Annotated in this window: 19 protein-coding genes and 1 pseudogene; 7 read left to right on the forward strand and 13 right to left on the reverse strand. The window is 62.5% G+C overall.

All coding sequences use genetic code 11. The features are described 5' to 3' along the window. Positions 1 to 30 precede the first annotated feature (30 nt). The 5 genes from CMI59_RS07945 to CMI59_RS07965 form a co-directional block, all read right to left on the reverse strand. Entirely contained in the window at positions 31 to 1,362 is a 1,332-nt protein-coding gene (locus tag CMI59_RS07945; RefSeq protein ID WP_293326990.1) for a L,D-transpeptidase family protein, read from the reverse strand. Positions 1,363 to 1,551: 189 nt separating this feature from the next. After that, positions 1,552 to 2,079, reverse strand: a complete 528-nt coding sequence (locus tag CMI59_RS07950) for a winged helix DNA-binding protein (RefSeq protein WP_293326993.1) — start codon at positions 2,077 to 2,079, stop codon at positions 1,552 to 1,554. Between the two features lie 152 nt (positions 2,080 to 2,231). Continuing rightward, a complete protein-coding gene (mmsB, locus tag CMI59_RS07955) occupies positions 2,232 to 3,128 on the reverse strand; it encodes a 3-hydroxyisobutyrate dehydrogenase (protein WP_293326995.1) in 897 nt (298 codons plus the stop codon). Positions 3,129 to 3,177: 49 nt separating this feature from the next. Continuing rightward, a complete protein-coding gene (locus tag CMI59_RS07960; RefSeq protein ID WP_293326996.1) occupies positions 3,178 to 4,224 on the reverse strand; it encodes an enoyl-CoA hydratase/isomerase family protein in 1,047 nt (348 codons plus the stop codon). 14 nt (positions 4,225 to 4,238) lie between these two features. Next, positions 4,239 to 5,378, reverse strand: a complete 1,140-nt coding sequence (locus tag CMI59_RS07965; protein WP_293326998.1) for an isobutyryl-CoA dehydrogenase — start codon at positions 5,376 to 5,378, stop codon at positions 4,239 to 4,241. Positions 5,379 to 5,570: 192 nt separating this feature from the next. Here CMI59_RS07965 and hemB point away from each other — a divergent pair, with 192 nt between their 5' ends. After that, positions 5,571 to 6,563 (forward strand): porphobilinogen synthase, encoded by a 993-nt coding sequence (gene hemB / locus CMI59_RS07970; RefSeq protein ID WP_293327000.1) that lies wholly within the window; start codon positions 5,571 to 5,573, stop codon positions 6,561 to 6,563. 3 nt (positions 6,564 to 6,566) lie between these two features. Here the strand turns inward: hemB and CMI59_RS07975 are convergent, their stop codons facing one another. From CMI59_RS07975 to CMI59_RS08005, 7 genes are all read right to left on the reverse strand, one after another. After that, positions 6,567 to 7,031 carry a TetR/AcrR family transcriptional regulator gene (locus tag CMI59_RS07975; RefSeq protein WP_293327002.1) on the reverse strand — a complete coding sequence of 155 codons (465 nt, stop codon included), beginning with the start codon at positions 7,029 to 7,031 and terminating at the stop codon, positions 6,567 to 6,569. A 103-nt stretch (positions 7,032 to 7,134) separates the two neighbouring features. Next, positions 7,135 to 8,316 (reverse strand): type III PLP-dependent enzyme, encoded by a 1,182-nt coding sequence (locus CMI59_RS07980; RefSeq protein WP_293327004.1) that lies wholly within the window; start codon positions 8,314 to 8,316, stop codon positions 7,135 to 7,137. A gap of 38 nt (positions 8,317 to 8,354) precedes the next feature. Beyond that, on the reverse strand, positions 8,355 to 9,233 hold the full coding sequence (locus tag CMI59_RS07985) for an NAD(P)-dependent oxidoreductase (protein WP_293327025.1): 879 nt from the start codon (positions 9,231 to 9,233) through the stop codon (positions 8,355 to 8,357). A gap of 89 nt (positions 9,234 to 9,322) precedes the next feature. After that, positions 9,323 to 10,183 carry a hypothetical protein gene (locus CMI59_RS07990; RefSeq protein WP_293327006.1) on the reverse strand — a complete coding sequence of 287 codons (861 nt, stop codon included), beginning with the start codon at positions 10,181 to 10,183 and terminating at the stop codon, positions 9,323 to 9,325. Further along, complete coding sequence (locus CMI59_RS07995; protein WP_293327008.1) at positions 10,180 to 10,596, reverse strand: biopolymer transporter ExbD; 417 nt, start codon at positions 10,594 to 10,596, stop codon at positions 10,180 to 10,182. Before CMI59_RS07995 ends, CMI59_RS07990 begins: the two co-directional genes overlap by 4 nt. Next, positions 10,593 to 11,009: a biopolymer transporter ExbD gene (locus CMI59_RS08000; RefSeq protein ID WP_293327011.1), complete on the reverse strand. Its 417-nt coding sequence runs from the start codon at positions 11,007 to 11,009 to the stop codon at positions 10,593 to 10,595. Before CMI59_RS08000 ends, CMI59_RS07995 begins: the two co-directional genes overlap by 4 nt. 25 nt (positions 11,010 to 11,034) lie before the next feature. Next, positions 11,035 to 11,829 carry a MotA/TolQ/ExbB proton channel family protein gene (locus tag CMI59_RS08005; protein ID WP_293327013.1) on the reverse strand — a complete coding sequence of 265 codons (795 nt, stop codon included), beginning with the start codon at positions 11,827 to 11,829 and terminating at the stop codon, positions 11,035 to 11,037. 235 nt (positions 11,830 to 12,064) lie between these two features. On the opposite strand from CMI59_RS08005, the gene CMI59_RS08010 reads away from it, so the two are divergent. Beyond that, entirely contained in the window at positions 12,065 to 12,625 is a 561-nt protein-coding gene (locus CMI59_RS08010; RefSeq protein ID WP_293327015.1) for a MarR family winged helix-turn-helix transcriptional regulator, read from the forward strand. 154 nt (positions 12,626 to 12,779) lie between these two features. Further along, a complete protein-coding gene (locus CMI59_RS08015) occupies positions 12,780 to 12,923 on the forward strand; it encodes a PAS domain S-box protein (protein WP_293327027.1) in 144 nt (47 codons plus the stop codon). 9 nt (positions 12,924 to 12,932) lie between these two features. Here the strand turns inward: CMI59_RS08015 and CMI59_RS08020 are convergent, their stop codons facing one another. After that, entirely contained in the window at positions 12,933 to 13,433 is a 501-nt protein-coding gene (locus CMI59_RS08020) for a flavin reductase family protein (protein WP_293327017.1), read from the reverse strand. Positions 13,434 to 13,683: 250 nt separating this feature from the next. On the opposite strand from CMI59_RS08020, the gene motA reads away from it, so the two are divergent. From motA to CMI59_RS08040, 4 genes and pseudogenes are all read left to right on the forward strand, one after another. Next, positions 13,684 to 14,544, forward strand: a complete 861-nt coding sequence (gene motA, locus CMI59_RS08025; RefSeq protein WP_293327019.1) for a flagellar motor stator protein MotA — start codon at positions 13,684 to 13,686, stop codon at positions 14,542 to 14,544. A 21-nt stretch (positions 14,545 to 14,565) separates the two neighbouring features. Further along, positions 14,566 to 15,516 carry a flagellar motor protein MotB gene (locus tag CMI59_RS08030; RefSeq protein WP_293327021.1) on the forward strand — a complete coding sequence of 317 codons (951 nt, stop codon included), beginning with the start codon at positions 14,566 to 14,568 and terminating at the stop codon, positions 15,514 to 15,516. Between the two features lie 72 nt (positions 15,517 to 15,588). Continuing rightward, on the forward strand, positions 15,589 to 16,080 hold the full coding sequence (locus CMI59_RS08035) for an RDD family protein (RefSeq protein ID WP_293327023.1): 492 nt from the start codon (positions 15,589 to 15,591) through the stop codon (positions 16,078 to 16,080). A gap of 117 nt (positions 16,081 to 16,197) precedes the next feature. Beyond that, positions 16,198 to 16,455, forward strand: a pseudogene (locus tag CMI59_RS08040) (SLC13 family permease); the annotation flags it as partial.

Raw genomic sequence — 16,455 nt, forward strand, 5'->3', positions numbered from 1 at the left:
AAATCGATGACAACCGCATCAGATCGCCGCTCAGTACTGCGCGTTCGCAGTGCTGTAGAGGCTGTCGCGATTATAAATGTCCGGGCGGAAATTGACCATGCCGTCGCCATCCACCCAGGCGGTGATGTATTTCAGGTGGATCGGCACAGCCTGTTTCAGGCTGACGGCCTGGAGATAGCCCTTGGCAATGGTGGCGTCGATGCGCCCCCGGTTCCAGCCGTCCTTGCCTTCGAGAAGCCATGAGGCGAGCGTGCGCACTTCCTTCACACGCACACATCCGGAAGAGAAGCTGCGCGAGCTGAGCTGAAAGAGATAGCGCGTCGGCGTGTCGTGCAGATAGACCGCATGCTGATTGGGGAAGTCGATCTTCACCCGTCCCAGCGCATTCCACTTGCCCGGATCCTGCCGCAGGTAATAGCGGTTGAAGGTGTCCGCCGACCAGTTGACCGAATAGGGATTGATCTCGCGCGCGGTCGCGCCCCACCCCGCCATCAGCTTGAAGCCGGCGCGCTTCAGATAGCCCGGATCGGCCTTGATCTTGGAGAGCTTGTCCTTGACTGCGATGGATTTCGGCACGAACCAGTAGGGGTTCAGAATGACCGAGCTGATGGCGCTCGACAGTTCCGGCGTCTGCCGGTCCCGCTTGCCGACGACGACACGCTGGCGGAACTCGACGCGGTTATCGGCAACCGCCTCCACTTCCTGCGCGGCGATGTTCACGAAGACATAGCGTTTGCTGCCCGCCACCTTGGCGACCATCTCCACGAGCCGGGAGCGGTTCTGGCGAAGCTGGGCAATACGCCGCGATACCGGCACATTCATCATTTCAAGCGTGCGCGGACCGACCACCCCGTCGGGCTTCAACCCGTTGCGGCGCTGAAAGCGCTTCACCGCGGCATCGACCTGCGGCGTGAAAAGAAAGGGATCGGCCTTGGAGGCCGTCATGTCGCCGCCCGCCACCAGCCGCTCGCGCAGCAGCGCGACGCGCCGATCGGTGACGCCGAGTTCGAGCTTCTCGCCCTGCGGGATGCGGGGCCAGCCGCCCCAGCTCTTGATTTTCTCGTAAAGCGCAATCGCGCGGTCCATGCGCTGGACGGCGTTGCTGCCAAGCGTCGGCGCCACGCTCTGGGCGACCGGCACCTCGTCGATCTCGTCGGCCGCCGCCGCGGCGCTGCCGGGCGCATCCGCCGTGGACATCCCCGCATCGTCCACCGCCGGGGCATCCCAGGGATCGACCCAGGCATCGGCAGAGCCGTCGAGCCCTTGCGCCCGCGCGCCCACCGAAACGGCGGCGACGAAACAAAGCGCGAAGAGCGCCGTCGTAACGGCCCTGAACGGCATATATGAGAAAAAACGAACCACCGACCTGCTCTTTCCAGCCCCGCGCGCTTAAAGGCGCGCCCCCGGCATGTTTACCATTTTGGGACAGGGAGCGCGATTATTCATAACCCGCCGCGCCCGACATGGCCGAAAAAGGCACCAGGTGTTGCAGATGGGTGCATCGGGGGGCGACACATGTCCTCCCCATGCAACCCTCATGCAAGCGGCACCTCAGAGGCGATAGCGGATCTGGTCGGTCCAGAAGCGTTCAAGCTTGAAAAGCGTCTGGTTGAGCTGACGCAGCTCTTCCACCGAGACGTCGCCCACTTCGGCGATCTGGCCGCAATGCTTGTCGTAAAGCTGGTCGATCACCGCGCAAATCTCGCGGCCCTTGTCCGTCAGGCGCACACGCACCGAACGGCGGTCCACATTGGAGCGCTGGTGATTGATATAGCCCGTCTCCACAAGCTTCTTCAGGTTGTAGGAGACATTGGAGCCCAGATAATGGCCGCGCGTCTTCAATTCGCCCGCCGTCATTTCCGAATCGCCGATGTTGAAGAGCAGCAACGCCTGGACGGAGTTGATTTCGGAGCAATCCTGGCGCTCCAGCTCATCCTTGATCACATCGAGGAGGCGGCGGTGCAGACGCTCGACATAGGTCAGAGCTTCCAGATAGGTCGTTTTCGACGCTTCGTCATTCTGATTGGCGTCTTCACCGTCGCGGATAACCGGGTTCGGCTTCATTTGTGTGGCACCCATGAATTCGGCCTAAGCAAGCTGTTACACATGGCCCAAGCTAGCTGTTACACATCCGGGTCTTCTGACCCGACTCGCCGAAAAACATAGCTGCGCGGTACTAATGATGGCTTAAAGCCTGTTCATTTCCGTGCGAATTTGAGCCAATTGCAGGCTTATTTACCCAATTTTCCCTGAATGAGCCGGATGATCCCCGAAAAATCGAGGGAGTCCGCGCCTGCCGCCTCCATCAGCGTATAGAGCTGCTCCGCCGCGCCGCCGAGCGGGGTCGCCGCCCTGACGCCCGTCGCGGCCTCCTGCGCAAGGCGGAGATCCTTGAGCATCATGCCGGCGGAAAAGCCCGGCTGGTAATTGCGGTTGGAGGGCGCCGCCGGCACCGGCCCCGGCACGGGGCAATAGGAGGTCATGGACCAGCACTGGCCCGAGGCGGTGGAGGAAATGTCGAAGAGCGTCTGCGCATCGAGACCCAGCTTCTCGCCGAGATTGAAGGCTTCGCAAACGCCGATCATGGAAATGCCAAGGATCATGTTGTTGCAGACCTTGGCGACCTGACCGTTCCCCGCCTGCCCCGCATGGAAGATATTCTTGCCCATGACGTCGAGCACGGGCTTTGCCTTCTCGAAGGCCAATGCCTCGCCGCCGACCATGAAGGTGAGCGTGCCGGCCTCCGCGCCGCCGACGCCGCCCGACACCGGCGCATCGACCATCAGCATGCCCGCCTCTTCTGCCGCGGCAATCACCTCGCGTGCCGAGGGCACGTCGATGGTGGAGCTGTCGATGAAGAGCGTGCCTTTCCCGGCGGCGGCAAGCAGGCCGTCTTCGCCCAGATAGACCGATTTCACATGCGCGCCCGCGGGCAGCATGGTGACGACGAACTCCGAGCCCTTCACCACATCGGCAGCGGTCGACGCCGCGCTTGCGCCCGCCTCGACAAGCTTTGCGACAGCATCCTTCGACAGGTCGAAGACGGTGAGCTTGTGTCCCGCCTTGACGAGGTTGAGCGCCATGGGGCCGCCCATATTGCCGAGACCGATAAATCCGATTGCCGCCATTGTCGTCTCCTCCTGCCTGAACTTTTAGGGGCCCTTGTTGCGCCGGGCCTTAGAGCAACGCTTCCTTGCCGTCGCCCGAGAAATAAGTGTCGATTTCATCGGGCGTCACATCGGCAAGCGTCGCCGGTTTCCATTGCGGCGCGCCGTCCTTGTCGAGAATGGTCGCGCGCACGCCTTCGTAAAAATCATGCCCCGCAAAGAAGGACTGGGTAAGACGATATTCCAGCGCCATGGCCGCCTCGAAATCGAGATCGCGCCCTTCGCGGATCTGGCGGCAGGCGACCAGCGTGCTGAGCGGCGATTTGCCTTCGATGGTGTCTGCGGTTTTCACGGCCCATTCATCGCCTGCGTTTCGCAAGGACGCGACGATTTCCGTTACCGACGGCGCGACGAAATGCCGGTCGATAGCCTCATGCAAATCGGCGAGCGGCGCGGTTTCCGTATCCACTTCGACTTCCTGAAGCGCCTCGCGCAAATTCGTGCCGCCGCACAGCCGGTCTTTCAGCGTCTCCAGCGAGGCGGACGGCACATAGGTGTCCGCAATGCCCGCATAGATCGCATCTGCCGCCTTGAGGCGCGCGCCGGTCAGCCCGAGATAAAGGCCGGTTTCGCCCGGGCAGCGCGGCAGGAAATAGGTGCCGCCGACATCCGGGAAAAGGCCGATGCCCGTCTCCGGCATGGCGAAGGTGAGACGCTCGGTCGCGATCCGCATCGATCCGTGAACGGACAGACCGACGCCGCCGCCCATATTCACGCCGTCCATCAGCGCGACATAAGGCTTCGGGAAACGCTTGATGGCGATATTGAGGAGATATTCCTCTTTCCAGAAGTCGAGCGCCGTGCGGTCCTTCGCGCGGCCCCAGTCATGCAGCGCGCGAATATCGCCGCCCGCGCAAAAGCCCTTCTCGCCCGCGCCCTCGATGATGACGAGCTGGATGCTGTCATCCTTTGCCCATGCATCGAGCTGGGGATGAATGAGCCGCACCATGCCGAGCGTCAGCGCATTGAGCGCCTTGGGACGGTTCAGCGTGATGATGCCCGCCACGCCGCGCTTTTCGAACAGGACTTCTTCGCTCTTGGGTGCTTCATCGGACATGAAGTGGTACTCGCTTACTCTTTGAACATTTCGCGCGCGATGATGACGCGCATGATCTCGTTCGTGCCTTCCAGAATCTGGTGCACGCGCGCATCGCGCAGATGACGCTCCAGCGGGAAGTCCTTGAGATAGCCGTAACCGCCATGAAGCTGGAGCGCGTCGTTAATGACGTTGAACCCGGCGTCGGTCGCAAAGCGCTTGGCCATTGCGGCAAATTTCGTCGCATCCGGCGTCTTGCGGTCCACCTTGTGCGCGGCCTGATAGATCATCAGCCGCGCGGCTTCGAGCTCGGTCGCCATATCGGCGAGCTTGAACTGAAGCGCCTGGAACTGGGCGAGCTGCTTGCCGAACTGCTGGCGCTCGGTCATGTAATTCTGCGCCTGCTTCAGCGCGGCGCGGGCGGTGCCGAGCGAACAGGCGCCGATATTCAGCCGTCCGCCATCGAGCCCCATCATGGCGAATTTGAAGCCTTCGCCTTCCTCGCCGATCCGGTTTTCGACCGGCACGCGGCAATCCTCGAAAATCACCTGCGCGGTCGGCTGGCTGTTCCAGCCCATCTTCTTTTCCGGCGCACCGAAGGAAAGGCCCGGCGTTCCGTTTTCCACCACGATGCAGGAAACACCGCCCGCGCCCTCGCCGCCCGTGCGCACCATGCAGACATAAATGTCGGAGGTGCCCGCCCCGGAGATAAACGCCTTCGAGCCGTTCAGCACATAATGGTCGCCATCGCGTACCGCCTTCGTCTTGAGCGAGGCCGCATCCGAGCCGCTGGAGGGCTCGGTCAGGCAATAGCTCGCAATGATCTCCATCGAGGTCAGGCGCGGCAGCCAGCGCTGGCGCTGCTCCTCGCTGCCGAAGGTGTCGATCATCCAGGACGCCATATTATGGATGGAGATGAAGGCCGCGGTGGAGGTGCAGCCCTCCGACAGCGCTTCGAAGATCAGCGCGGCATCGAGGCGGCTGAGCGCGGAGCCGCCGACATCCTCGCGCACATAGATACCGGCAAAGCCGAGTTCGGCGGCCTTGCGGATGACCGGCACGGGGAAAATCGCGTCGCGGTCCCAGTCTGCCGCATGCGGGGCAAGCTCGGATGCGGCGAAATTCTGCGCGACCTCCTGAAACGCCCTCTGATCTTCGCTGAGTTCGAATTCCATGGAATCTCCCCGAATGACGGCTTTCCCAGCGTAATTTCGATCTTCTCACCGGGTTTTCAGCGGTTTACTGGGCACCCCCGCCCCTGTCAACGCGGGCCCCCGCCCCATCTTAACGCTACCGCAGCGGCAGGCTGGAACATTTGCCAGAGGCCGGTCCAGGGGATAAGAGTTTTGCCCAAAAGAGGATCCTCCATGCCCACACCGAGCTTCCCCGCGACGCGGATGCGCCGCAACCGCCGTACCGACTGGTCCCGCCGCCTGGTCGCGGAGAACGCGCTGAGCGCGAACGACCTCATTTGGCCGCTTTTCCTCGTGGATGGCGAGAAAAAGCGTGAGGCGGTGCCCACCATGCCCGGCGTGGAACGGCTGAGCGTGGACCAGGCCGTGCGCGCGGCGGAGGAAGCCGTCAAACTCGGCATCCCGGTGCTCGCGCTCTTTCCCTATACGGCGTCGGAAGACCGCGACGAAACGGGCTCGCTCGCAACCGATCCTGAAAACCTCGTCTGCCGCGCCACCCGCGCCATCAAGAAGGCGTTTCCCGAAATCGGCATCCTCTGCGACGTGGCCCTCGACCCCTTCACCAGCCATGGCCATGACGGGCTTATCCGCGAGGAAACGATCCTCAATGACGAGACGGTGGAAGTGCTGGTGCGCCAGGCGCTCAATCAGGTGGAAGCGGGCTGCGATATCATCGCACCGTCGGACATGATGGACGGGCGCATTGCCGCGATCCGCACGGCGCTCGAAGCGACCGGCCGCCACGACACGCAGATCATGGCCTATGCGGCGAAATACGCCTCCGCCTTTTACGGGCCGTTCCGCGATGCGATCGGCTCCACTTCGGCGCTCAAGGGCGACAAGCGCACCTATCAGATGGATCCCGCCAATGGCGACGAGGCGATCCGCGAAGTCGCGCTCGACATTGCCGAGGGCGCCGACATGGTGATGGTGAAGCCGGGCATGCCCTATCTCGACATCGTTTCCCGCGTGAAGCGCGAATTCGGCATGCCGACCTTCGCCTATCAGGTGTCGGGCGAATACGCGATGATCGCCGGCGCCATCGAGCGCGGCTGGCTCGACCGGGACCGCGTGATCCTGGAAAGCCTGCTGGGCTTCAAGCGCGCGGGCGCCGACGGCGTGCTGACCTATTTCGCCCCGCATGCGGCAAAGCTGCTGAAGGGCTGACGCCTAGAAACCGTCAAAGCCTGCCAGTATGAGCGAGGCTTCGCCGTGAAGCGCGGATAGACCGCCCGCGCTTTCCAGCATCTCCGCCAACTGGTCGACCGCATGGGCGCGGTCGTCCCAGCTCGCCTTGTCGTCGAGCCGGGAAAACATCAGTTCGTAACGCCCGGGAAAATCGCGCGCGAAATCGAGATAGGCGCGCTTCTTTCGCGCCGCACCGCCGACCGCGTCCACATCTTCAAGCAGCATGTCGAGGCTTTCCACCGCGACCGCGCCGAGCAAGGCATCCAGATTGTTGAAATGACGGTAAGGCGCAGCCTCAGAAACGCCCGCCCGCCGCGCCGCTTCGCGAAGGGTCAGCGCATCGCGGCCGCGAATGTCCAGAAGCGTCGCCGCCGCATCCATCAGCGCCTGTCTGAGGTCGCCATGATGATAGGCGGTCTTCTGACCGCGCATCCGGGCCCGAGCCATCTGCGTTCCCCCTTTGTGCCCAACAACCCAAATGTTATCGATGTTAACATTGAAAGTAAACCTCAACGGGAGAACGCTCCGTGAACGGAACATGACATAATCGTTAAAACTCGAAATCGCTATGGGTGCCGTCGATGCGGACGATCGTATCGGTGACGAAACCATTGAAGCCGGTCTGCATACCGATGGAATAGGCTCCCATCAGACCGAACTCGATCCAGTCGCCTTCCTGAATATTGTCCGGCAAATGGAAAGGCAGCTTCAGCACATCGAGGCTGTCGCAGGTCGGTCCGAAAATCCGGAACGGCTGGAGATGACCGGCAAGCGGCTCTCCGCCCCCGCCTTTCTTGCGGCGGATGGCACGGACCGGCGGATCGAGATCGCCGTCTCGGATTTCAGACAGACAGCCGTAAATGCCGTCATTGATATAAAGATCGTTGCCCTTGCGCAGATGAACCTGCGTCAGCACCGAGCAGCCATTGGCGACCAGCGCACGGCCCGGCTCGCCCATCAGCGGCACGGTGATCCCGAGCCGGTCTTTCGTCTCCCTGACGACATCGAAATAGTCCTGCAGCGGCGGCACGTCCATCTTGTAGCGCGCCGGGAAGCCGCCACCCACATCGAGATATTCGAGCGGCACGCCCGCTTTCCCGGCGACATCCATGGCAAGCTCCATGGCGATGCGGAACGCATCCGGATCCAGACACTGGCTGCCGACATGGAAGGCCAGCGCGGTACGGCAGCCGCGCCGGTTGGCCTCCTTCAGCAGCGCCACCCCGTCATCCGGCGGCGCGCCGAATTTCGCGGAAAGATTATAGACCGCCCTGCCCTTGGGCGTGGAAAGACGGACCTCGATGGTGACGTCGGTGCCCGCATACTGGATCACCTTGTCGAGCTCATGCATGTCGTCTACGACGAAATCCTTGAGCCCGTAGACATCGACTGCGCTGTCCAGCGCGCCGCGCCCCTTTACCGGATGGTTGAAATAGCAATGCGCATCCGGGAACTGCTCCGTCACCCTGGCGATTTCGAAGATGGACGCCGTGTCGAAATGATCGATCCCGCCTTCCGACAAGGCGCGCAGCACATAATGATGCGGGTTGCACTTCACCGCATAGAGAACCGTGCCGGGGAACCCCTCGACAAAGGTCCGCGCCCGCTCGCGCAGGATATCGGGAAACACACAGAACACCGGATAGGACGGGTTCAGCCGGTCGATCACATCGTCGACGGATGCAAACCGCGTTTCGCGCGATTGCCTGCTGCGGACCTGCTGTTCGCTCATCGCCGTCTCCTGTTCTGCCTGTTATTAGGCAATTGACCTCAGTTCTTCTTGTTGAAGCTTTCAAGCCGCGCGATGAGGCTCGACGTATCCCAGCGATTGCCGCCCATGCTCTGCACTTCGCCGTAAAACTGATCGACAAGCGCCGTCACCGGCAGGCTCGACCCGTTGCGGCGCGCCTCCGCAAGACAAATGCCCAGATCCTTGCGCATCCAGTCCACGGCAAAGCCGTGATTGAACTCACCCTCTATCATGGTCTTGTAACGGTTCTCCATCTGCCAGCTCTGCGCCGCGCCCTTGGAGATGACCTCGATGACGGCTTCGGGATCGAGCCCCGCCGCCTTGGCGAAATGAATGCCTTCCGAAAGCCCTTCCACGAGACCCGCAATGCAGATCTGGTTGACCATCTTGGTGAGTTGGCCCGCGCCGGAACCGCCCAGCAGCTTCACGGAGCGCGCAAAGCAGTCGATGACGGGTTCGGCTTTCGCAAACGCGGCCTCGTCGCCGCCGCACATAACGGTGAGGACGCCGTTCTCCGCCCCCGCCTGCCCGCCGGAAATCGGCGCATCGATGAACGCGATGCCCCGCTCGGCTCCGGCGGCGTAAAGCTCGCGCGCGACCTCGGCAGACGCCGTGGTGTGATCGACAAAAACCGTCCCGCTTTCCATGCCGTGATAGGCGCCGTCCGGCCCGGTCACGACCTCGCGCAGATCGTCGTCATTGCCGACACAGGCAAACACGATCTCCGCGCCCGCCACGGCCTGCTTCGGCGTCGGCGCGGAGGCGCCGCCATATTCGGCGACCCATTTTTCGGCCTTGGCGGCGGTGCGGTTATAGACGGTGACCTCGTGGCCGGCCTTCTTGAGATGACCCGCCATGGGATAGCCCATGACACCGAGACCCAGAAACGCCACCTTCATCGCCATATCGTCACTCCATCTTCGATCCGCAAAGGAGTGGCATATGTATCAGGCGAAATCCGGGCCGTCCAAAAGGCGCGTGGCGCGCCTCAGCGGGACGTCATGATGATGCGGCCCTGGCCGGCGAGATCGCCGCTGCGGCAGATGAGCGAGGAGCGTGCCGAACAGGGCGCGTAATAGAGGCGCAGAAGGTCGCCATCCAGCGTCATGTCGAAGCAGTCCTCGGCGCCGTACTGGATCTCCGACGAGCTGAAGCAGAAGCGGTTATCCTCGATCCACCATTTGCCCGACCCTGATTTGTGCTTCTCGCTGGAATATTCCTTCAGATAATTCGTGGCGAGATACTGGGTCAGATCCACTTCCATGCTGCCGTCGGCATCGAGCTCCAGCGTCATGTTGATGAGCTTGTTGGAGCCCTGCCGCTCGATACGGCCCATTTCGAGCTTCAGCGTCTTGCCCATCATCTGCGAGCGAATCTGACCGCCGGTCAGCGCATTGCCCTTGCGGTTGAGGATGGTCTTCTTTGCATCGCCCCCGGCACCGCCGCCTTTGCCGCCCTCGACGCCATTGCCCGCGGAGGCCTGCGGCTCTTCCTGCGGTTGAGGCACGGGTTCGGGTTTCCGCTCCGGCTTGGGCAAGGGTTTGTCCGCCTTGCGCACCGCCTGTTCCGGCTTCGGCTTGGGCGGTTCCGGTTTCTTCACTTCCGGTTTCGGCTGCGGCTTCGCCGCCGCCTTGCGCGGACGCGGCGCGGCATAGCGGTCGTTCATCGAGCCCGCGGCAAGCTGGAAGGTCACGGAATCGCCGCCGCCCGGACCGGGCCCGCCGAAAATGCCGCCCGCCATGGTCAGCCAGAAGAAGAGCGCCAGATGCAGCAGCACCGCCGCGACCAGAAATCCGCGCAGGCGCGGCTGCGGCACGGCGGTCGCATTTTCGTCCCACGCCACGCTCATGAGCCGCGCTCCGTCAGCAACGTCACCTGCTGCACGCCGGCGCCGCGCAATCCTTCCATCAGCGTCAGCACGCTTTCAGCGGGCGCGGCCTGGTCGGCCTTGATGGACACGCGCGACTTGTCCTTGTCCTTCATGAAGTCCTTCAGCATGAAGCCCGCGAGCGACGGCTCCATCACCTGCTCGCCGACCCAGACGAAACCGTCCGCCTCCACGTATAGCGTGACCTTCTGCGGCGGGGCCGGATCGTCAATCGTCCCGCTCGGCAGGTTCACGCCCACTTCGCTGGTCTCGCCCAGCGTGCCCGCCAGCAGAAAGAAGATCAGCAGCAGGAACACGACATTGATGAGCGGGATCGTCGTCTCGAACTCCCGCCGCGGCGCGGGCGCGCCATCCTGTTCGTCGAATTCGATCATTTGCCCAGACGCTCCACCCTTGCCGTACCGACATTCGTCGCGCCCGCCTCACGCGCCGCTTCCACCGCGCGGACCAGTTGCTGCGTGCGCGAATCCCTTTCCGCCAGAATGGTCACCGTCATGTCGGTCCTCTCGCCGATCCTGGCGCGGACCGCGTCTGCCAGCCCAGCCGACGAAACCGGATCGCCGTCCACGCGCAGCGACCCGTCCCCCATCAGCCAGATCTCGACCACACGCGCATCCTCCGGCAGCTCCTTCTGGTCCGCCGCCGGGGTCACCACGGACAGCGCCTGCGTCTGCAGGAAGCTCGTGGTGAGCATGAAGAAGATCAGCAACTGAAAGACGACGTCGATCAGCGGCGTGAGGCTCATCATCCGCCGCCGCTTGACCGGTACGTCGAAGGCATCTGCCATGGCGCTTGCTCCGGCTATGTCCCGCTCAGTCCGCCGCCTTGGCGGGCCGGCTCATGGGACGGGCATGAAGCGCGGCGAGAATCCGGGCCGACGCATCGCGCATCGAAAGCCGGACCTGATCCACACGGCCCTCGAAGAGGTTGAGCGCCGTGATCGCCGGAAGCGCCACGATGAGGCCGACAGCGGTGGTCAGAAGCGCCTGCCAGATGCCGCCCGACAGCAATGCCGGATCGACCTTGGAGCCGGATTCCTCAAGCTGCTGGAACGCCTCGATCATGCCGATCACCGTGCCCAGCAGGCCGAGCAAGGGCGAGATATTGCCGATCACTTCAAGCCAGCGGAAATGACGCTGCAAGGCGCCCAGTTCGACGGCCCCGACACGGGAAACCTCCGCCGCGACATCCTCGTCGCGCAGGTCGCCACGCGCCTTGGCGCGAACGCCGGCCGCCATGGCCCGCGACAGCGGGGTCTTGTATTTGGAGAGGATCGCGAGAGCCCCTTCCGGGTCGCCCGCCTCGACCTTGTCCACGGCCGGATCGACGAAATTGCGCCGCTTCAGATCCGAGCGCCAGAACTGCCAGAGCTTCAGCAGAATGACCGCGGCTGAAATAACCGACAGCACGATAAGGATGACGACGATGACGCCGCCCTTGTCCACCAGAGACGACAGGCTGTACCAGGGATCTGCGCCCCCTGCGGCAAGCGCATTGGCCGCACCGTGAATGGTCCCCGCCGCCTGATCGGCCCCCGTGGCCGCAGCATCCGCACCACTATTGGCAGCCACCGTCGCGTCGGCAGCCGTCTGAGCAGCATCCGGCATCTGTACTCCTCCCTCATCCCTCCGGTCCCATCCCCCCGGCAGATTCTATGATGAACCCGCCATTTTGTCATTTCGGTGACCGGCTTTTAGTAATTAATCTTTACGAAATCATCGTTGACCGCTCCGGTCAAGCGCCACATTGTGGTTATGCGTCAAAATAAATTTACGCGCGATCGGTCTGCCTCCGGACCGCCGGTTACGCCATATTCGAAGAATGAAATAAGAGGGTAACCCAATGGCAGAAACCAAAGGGGACCGCGTAAAAACGGCGGTACCGGACGACACTGCCGATGAAATGTCCTCCACCTATTTCGCCCAATTGCTGACCGCCGTGGGCGAGGAACTGGCAACGCGCTACGACGACGCAACCGGCCTGAACCGGAACCAGAACCGCATCCTGATCGCGCTCGTGGAGGAAGACGGCCTGACGCAGACCGAACTCGCAAACCTGCTCGCCATGCACAAAGTGTCGGTGGGCCTTCACATTGCGGAACTGGAAGCGATGAACCTCGTCACGCGCGAGGCGCATCCGACCGACGGCCGGGCCAAATGCATTCGCGTCACGCCTTTTCTGCGTATGCAAGCCCCCCGCGCACGCGGCGCTTTCGACGACATCCACCGGATCGCAACCGAAGGCATCGCACCGGAAGACTATACGATCATGCTGAATTGCCTCGCCCGCATGCATGCCAATCTGGCCAAAGGGGACGACGAAAACGAAAGCCCCGCCACCATCATCGACAAAAGCGCCCTGGCGACCCTATCCCCGGCAAACCGCAAGCATCGTAGCGCGTAGTAAAACGCACTCGCTTTACCGCCACGGGCATCATAATCCCGGTCAGGTCACCCCATAGTCATGTTCAAAGAAACCTTCACGCGCAAAGAGCTCGTCGACGCCCTTTTCAAGGGCGCGAGGGAAGCCGCCATCTTCGCGGATACGGACCCGTCGCATCGTCAGTGTGAATCCGTCCACCCTCGAGATGTTCGGATATGACGAGGACGAACTCCTCGGCCAACCGACATCCATTCTCTATGCCGACAAGCTGCGACGCGACCTGGCAGGAGGAAAGCCGGAAAACCGCATCCGGGCATGATCCGCGCGATCAGTCCTCGACCGAAAGCGCCCGGTAGGAGCCGCGGTGATAGACGAGCGGGTCGCCCTCCACGGCCCGATCGAAATGCAGCACACGGCCGACGAAAATGATGTGATCGCCCGCATCGTGTTTCGCATCGACCTCGCACTCGAAATGCGCCAGCGCCTGAACGAGGCGCGGACAACCGTTCACCCCGCCGATCGTCTCGACGCCTTCAAGGCTGTGGTCTCCGGGCTTGGCCAGCTTGTTGGACACTTCCATATGCGCGTCGCGCAGCACATTGACCGTGAATGCCTTGCTCTTCTGGAAGATCTCCAGCGTGTCGGAATTCTTGTCCAGGCACCACAGGACGAGCGGCGGGTCGAGCGAGACCGACGAAAAGGAATTGATGGTGAGGCCGATAGGCTCTCCATCGGTGGCCGTGGTCACCACCGCCACGCCGGTGGCGAAACATCCCAGCGCATCGCGGAATTTACGCTGATCCAGTACCGAACCTTCGGTCGCGCTCATGGGAAAATCCATCTCCGATATACTCCAGTCGCGGCCAGCTTGCGCACAAGGCGGCAGAAAACTGCCGGATATTCGGTTGTAGAAATGCCCTGAGAGGGGCGCAACCAACCATCGGCGCAAATCACCAATGCGTCGATGCAAAGCATTTTGGTTAAACCGCCTGTTAACAGGCCCTCCCCCAATATGTGGACGTGTGGCGCCGGATCGCAGAAAGCGACCGGGGGAAAAATATCAAGGAAGCATTTGGGCAATGCGACTGATAGTCGGGCTTTTGGTAGTTATTGTTAGCGTCTTTGGCGGTTATGCCGCGATGGGCGCCCACCTCGAAGTGCTGTTTCAGCCCTTCGAATTCGTCATCATTCTGGGTGCCGCGATCGGCGCTTTCGTGATTGGCAATCCGGGATCCGTGCTGAAATCCATGGGCTCGACCTTTGCCACGCTCGGACGCGGCTCGCGCTACACCAAGGACGCCTATCTGGAGCTCCTCGGTCTTCAGTACACGCTCTTCAAGCTCGCCAAGAGCAAGGGCAATCTGGCGCTGGAAGCCCATGTGGAAAACCCCGGCGACTCCTCGATTTTCGCTCAGTTTCCCGGTTTCGCAAACGACCATCACGCCGTCGAGTTCATGTGCGACTACCTGCGCATGATTACGCTGGGCACGGAAAATGCCTACGAACTCGAAGCGCTGATGGACGAGGAACTGGAAACCCACCATCAGGAACAGGAACGCATGGTCAATGCGCTCCAGGCGCTCGCCGACGGCACGCCCGCGCTGGGCATCGTCGCCGCGGTGCTGGGCGTCATCAAGACCATGGGCTCCATCGACCAGCCGCCGGAAGTGCTGGGCCACCTGATCGGCGGCGCGCTTGTCGGCACCTTCTTCGGCGTGTTCTGCGCCTATGGCTTCTTCGCCCCGATGGCGCAGTCCTTGCGCAACATCTACGAGGCGGAGGGCAAATATTATCTCTCCATGAAGGCGGGCCTTCTGGCGCATATGGCCGGCTACGCCCCCGCCGTCTCGATCGAATTCGCGCGCAAGGCGCTGATGTCCGATGTCCGTCCGACCTTTGCCGAGGTGGAAGCCTCCACCGCCACCCTTCAGGCAGCGTAAAACCCGAAAGGCGGACCCGACATGGCCGGCAACGAACAATCCATCATCATCAAGAAGGTCAAGAAGCAGGCGCATGCCCATCATGGCGGCGCCTGGAAGATCGCTTATGCCGACTTCGTGACCGCGATGATGGCCTTCTTCCTGCTGATGTGGCTGATCTCCATGACCACACCGGAGCAGAAGCAGGGTCTTGCCGACTATTTCGCCCCGCCCAATGTCAGCCGGTCCACCTCCGGGTCCGGCGGTGTGATGGGCGGCACCGCCTTCGATTCGAACGGCGCCCGCATGCCCGGCTCCAAGCCGCAGGTCATGATGACCAAATCGACGCCGGCCGCGCCCAAAAGTCCCGACACGGACGATTTGCGCGCCGCCTCCGCCGGTCAGGGCACGAAGAACGGCGAAGAGAGCGCCCATTCCAGCGCGCAGGCCCAGCAGGCCAGTCTGAACCAGCAGAAGGTGCTGAACGCGCGTGAGGAACGCAGTTTCCAGAGCGCCGCCGAAAGCATCCGGCAGGCCATGCGCGAAAACCCCGACCTCGCCGAACTGTCGCGCAACGTCATCATCGACGAGACGCCGGAAGGCCTGCGCATCCAGATCGTCGATCAGGACGGGCGCTCCATGTTCCCGCCTGGCTATGCCGAACCCTATGAGCGCACGCGCATGCTGCTAAAGACCGTCGCCAAGACGCTTCTGCGCCTGCCCAACCGGATCAGCATTTCCGGCCACACCGACGCGACGCCCTATCCCGGCAACAAGGGCTATTCGAACTGGGAGCTGACCGCCGACCGGGCCAACGCGGCGCGCCGCATTCTCGCCGCGGCGGGTGTCCCGCAGGACCGCATCTATCAGGTCGTCGGCAAGGCCGATTCCGAGCCGCTTTTCCCGGAAGATCCCTATCTGCCCGGCAATCGCCGCCTGTCGCTCGTGCTGCTGCGCGAGGCGCCCGTCGCCCCGCCCGGCTTCAGGCCGTAGGGCCTCAATCCTTGAATGGGCTGTAGACGCACCCTATCTCACACAGGCCGATCACAGGTCTCGGGATGAGGGATGAATTTCGATAACGATGTTGCCAATGCCGCGCCGGTCTTCGACGGTGAGGAAACCGCCTGGCCCGCCGGAAGTTTCGACGGCGTGGTTTTCCGCCGCCTCGTGGCGCTTTTCGCCGATCTTCTGATTCTCATCGTGCTGGTCAGCGCCTGCTACATCCTGCTGGCGATCTTCGGCATTCTGACGCTGGGGATCGCATGGCTGGCCTTCGGCCTCGTGCCGATCGTTCCCTTCCTCTATTTCGGCTATTATCTCGGCGGCCCGACCTCCGCGACGCCCGGCATGTCCTGGCAGGGAATCGAGGTCAGGACATGGAACGGACGCCGTCCCGGTTTCATACAAGGCGCGCTCCATGCCCTTGTCGCCTATGGGATTTTTGCGATCAGCAGCCTGGTGTTCTTCCTGACCCTGCTGATGCCCTTCTTCAACTCGCGCAAACGTTTCCTGCACGACTATCTGTGCGGAACAGTGGTTGTACGCCGCCAAATCTGATAACGATTCACCTGTCGCCCCGGCGATACCACCATCCGGTCATCGGGCGGTAAGCGGTGCCCGTTCTCCTTCCGGCGGACAGGAGGGCGGCTTGATCCCTCTCACAGATTTGCGCGCATGGAAGCTCTGACTCCCTTTGTCTGGCAAATGTGGGTTGTCTACGGTCTGATCGCCGGAGCGGTCGTGCTTTTCAGCATCGACAGGCTTCCGCTCGAAACATCGTCTCTGGCCGTCCTCGTCCTGTCGCTGATCTTCTTCTACTTCTTTCCCGTCACCGGAGAAGGCGGCGAAAACCTGCTTGGCGCGGGCGAGCTGCTGGCCGGGTTCGCCAATCCCGCCCTGATTGCCGTGCTCGCCCTGCTGGTGGTCGGCCAC

The sequence above is a fragment of the Parvibaculum sp. genome, assembly GCF_002684405.1.
Taxonomy (GTDB): domain Bacteria; phylum Pseudomonadota; class Alphaproteobacteria; order Parvibaculales; family Parvibaculaceae; genus Parvibaculum.

Coding starts and splice junctions, on each gene's coding strand:
- CMI59_RS07950 (WP_293326993.1), bottom strand. CDS start 2,079: ATGGGTGCCACACAAATGAAGCCGAACCCGGTTATCCGCGACGGTGAA.
- mmsB (WP_293326995.1), bottom strand. CDS start 3,128: ATGGCGGCAATCGGATTTATCGGTCTCGGCAATATGGGCGGCCCCATG.
- CMI59_RS07960 (WP_293326996.1), bottom strand. CDS start 4,224: ATGTCCGATGAAGCACCCAAGAGCGAAGAAGTCCTGTTCGAAAAGCGC.
- CMI59_RS07965 (WP_293326998.1), bottom strand. CDS start 5,378: ATGGAATTCGAACTCAGCGAAGATCAGAGGGCGTTTCAGGAGGTCGCG.
- hemB (WP_293327000.1), top strand. CDS start 5,571: ATGCCCACACCGAGCTTCCCCGCGACGCGGATGCGCCGCAACCGCCGT.
- CMI59_RS07975 (WP_293327002.1), bottom strand. CDS start 7,031: ATGGCTCGGGCCCGGATGCGCGGTCAGAAGACCGCCTATCATCATGGC.
- CMI59_RS07980 (WP_293327004.1), bottom strand. CDS start 8,316: ATGAGCGAACAGCAGGTCCGCAGCAGGCAATCGCGCGAAACGCGGTTT.
- CMI59_RS07985 (WP_293327025.1), bottom strand. CDS start 9,233: ATGAAGGTGGCGTTTCTGGGTCTCGGTGTCATGGGCTATCCCATGGCG.
- CMI59_RS07990 (WP_293327006.1), bottom strand. CDS start 10,183: ATGAGCGTGGCGTGGGACGAAAATGCGACCGCCGTGCCGCAGCCGCGC.
- CMI59_RS07995 (WP_293327008.1), bottom strand. CDS start 10,596: ATGATCGAATTCGACGAACAGGATGGCGCGCCCGCGCCGCGGCGGGAG.
- CMI59_RS08000 (WP_293327011.1), bottom strand. CDS start 11,009: ATGGCAGATGCCTTCGACGTACCGGTCAAGCGGCGGCGGATGATGAGC.
- CMI59_RS08005 (WP_293327013.1), bottom strand. CDS start 11,829: ATGCCGGATGCTGCTCAGACGGCTGCCGACGCGACGGTGGCTGCCAAT.
- CMI59_RS08010 (WP_293327015.1), top strand. CDS start 12,065: ATGGCAGAAACCAAAGGGGACCGCGTAAAAACGGCGGTACCGGACGAC.
- CMI59_RS08020 (WP_293327017.1), bottom strand. CDS start 13,433: ATGAGCGCGACCGAAGGTTCGGTACTGGATCAGCGTAAATTCCGCGAT.
- motA (WP_293327019.1), top strand. CDS start 13,684: ATGCGACTGATAGTCGGGCTTTTGGTAGTTATTGTTAGCGTCTTTGGC.
- CMI59_RS08030 (WP_293327021.1), top strand. CDS start 14,566: ATGGCCGGCAACGAACAATCCATCATCATCAAGAAGGTCAAGAAGCAG.
- CMI59_RS08035 (WP_293327023.1), top strand. CDS start 15,589: ATGAATTTCGATAACGATGTTGCCAATGCCGCGCCGGTCTTCGACGGT.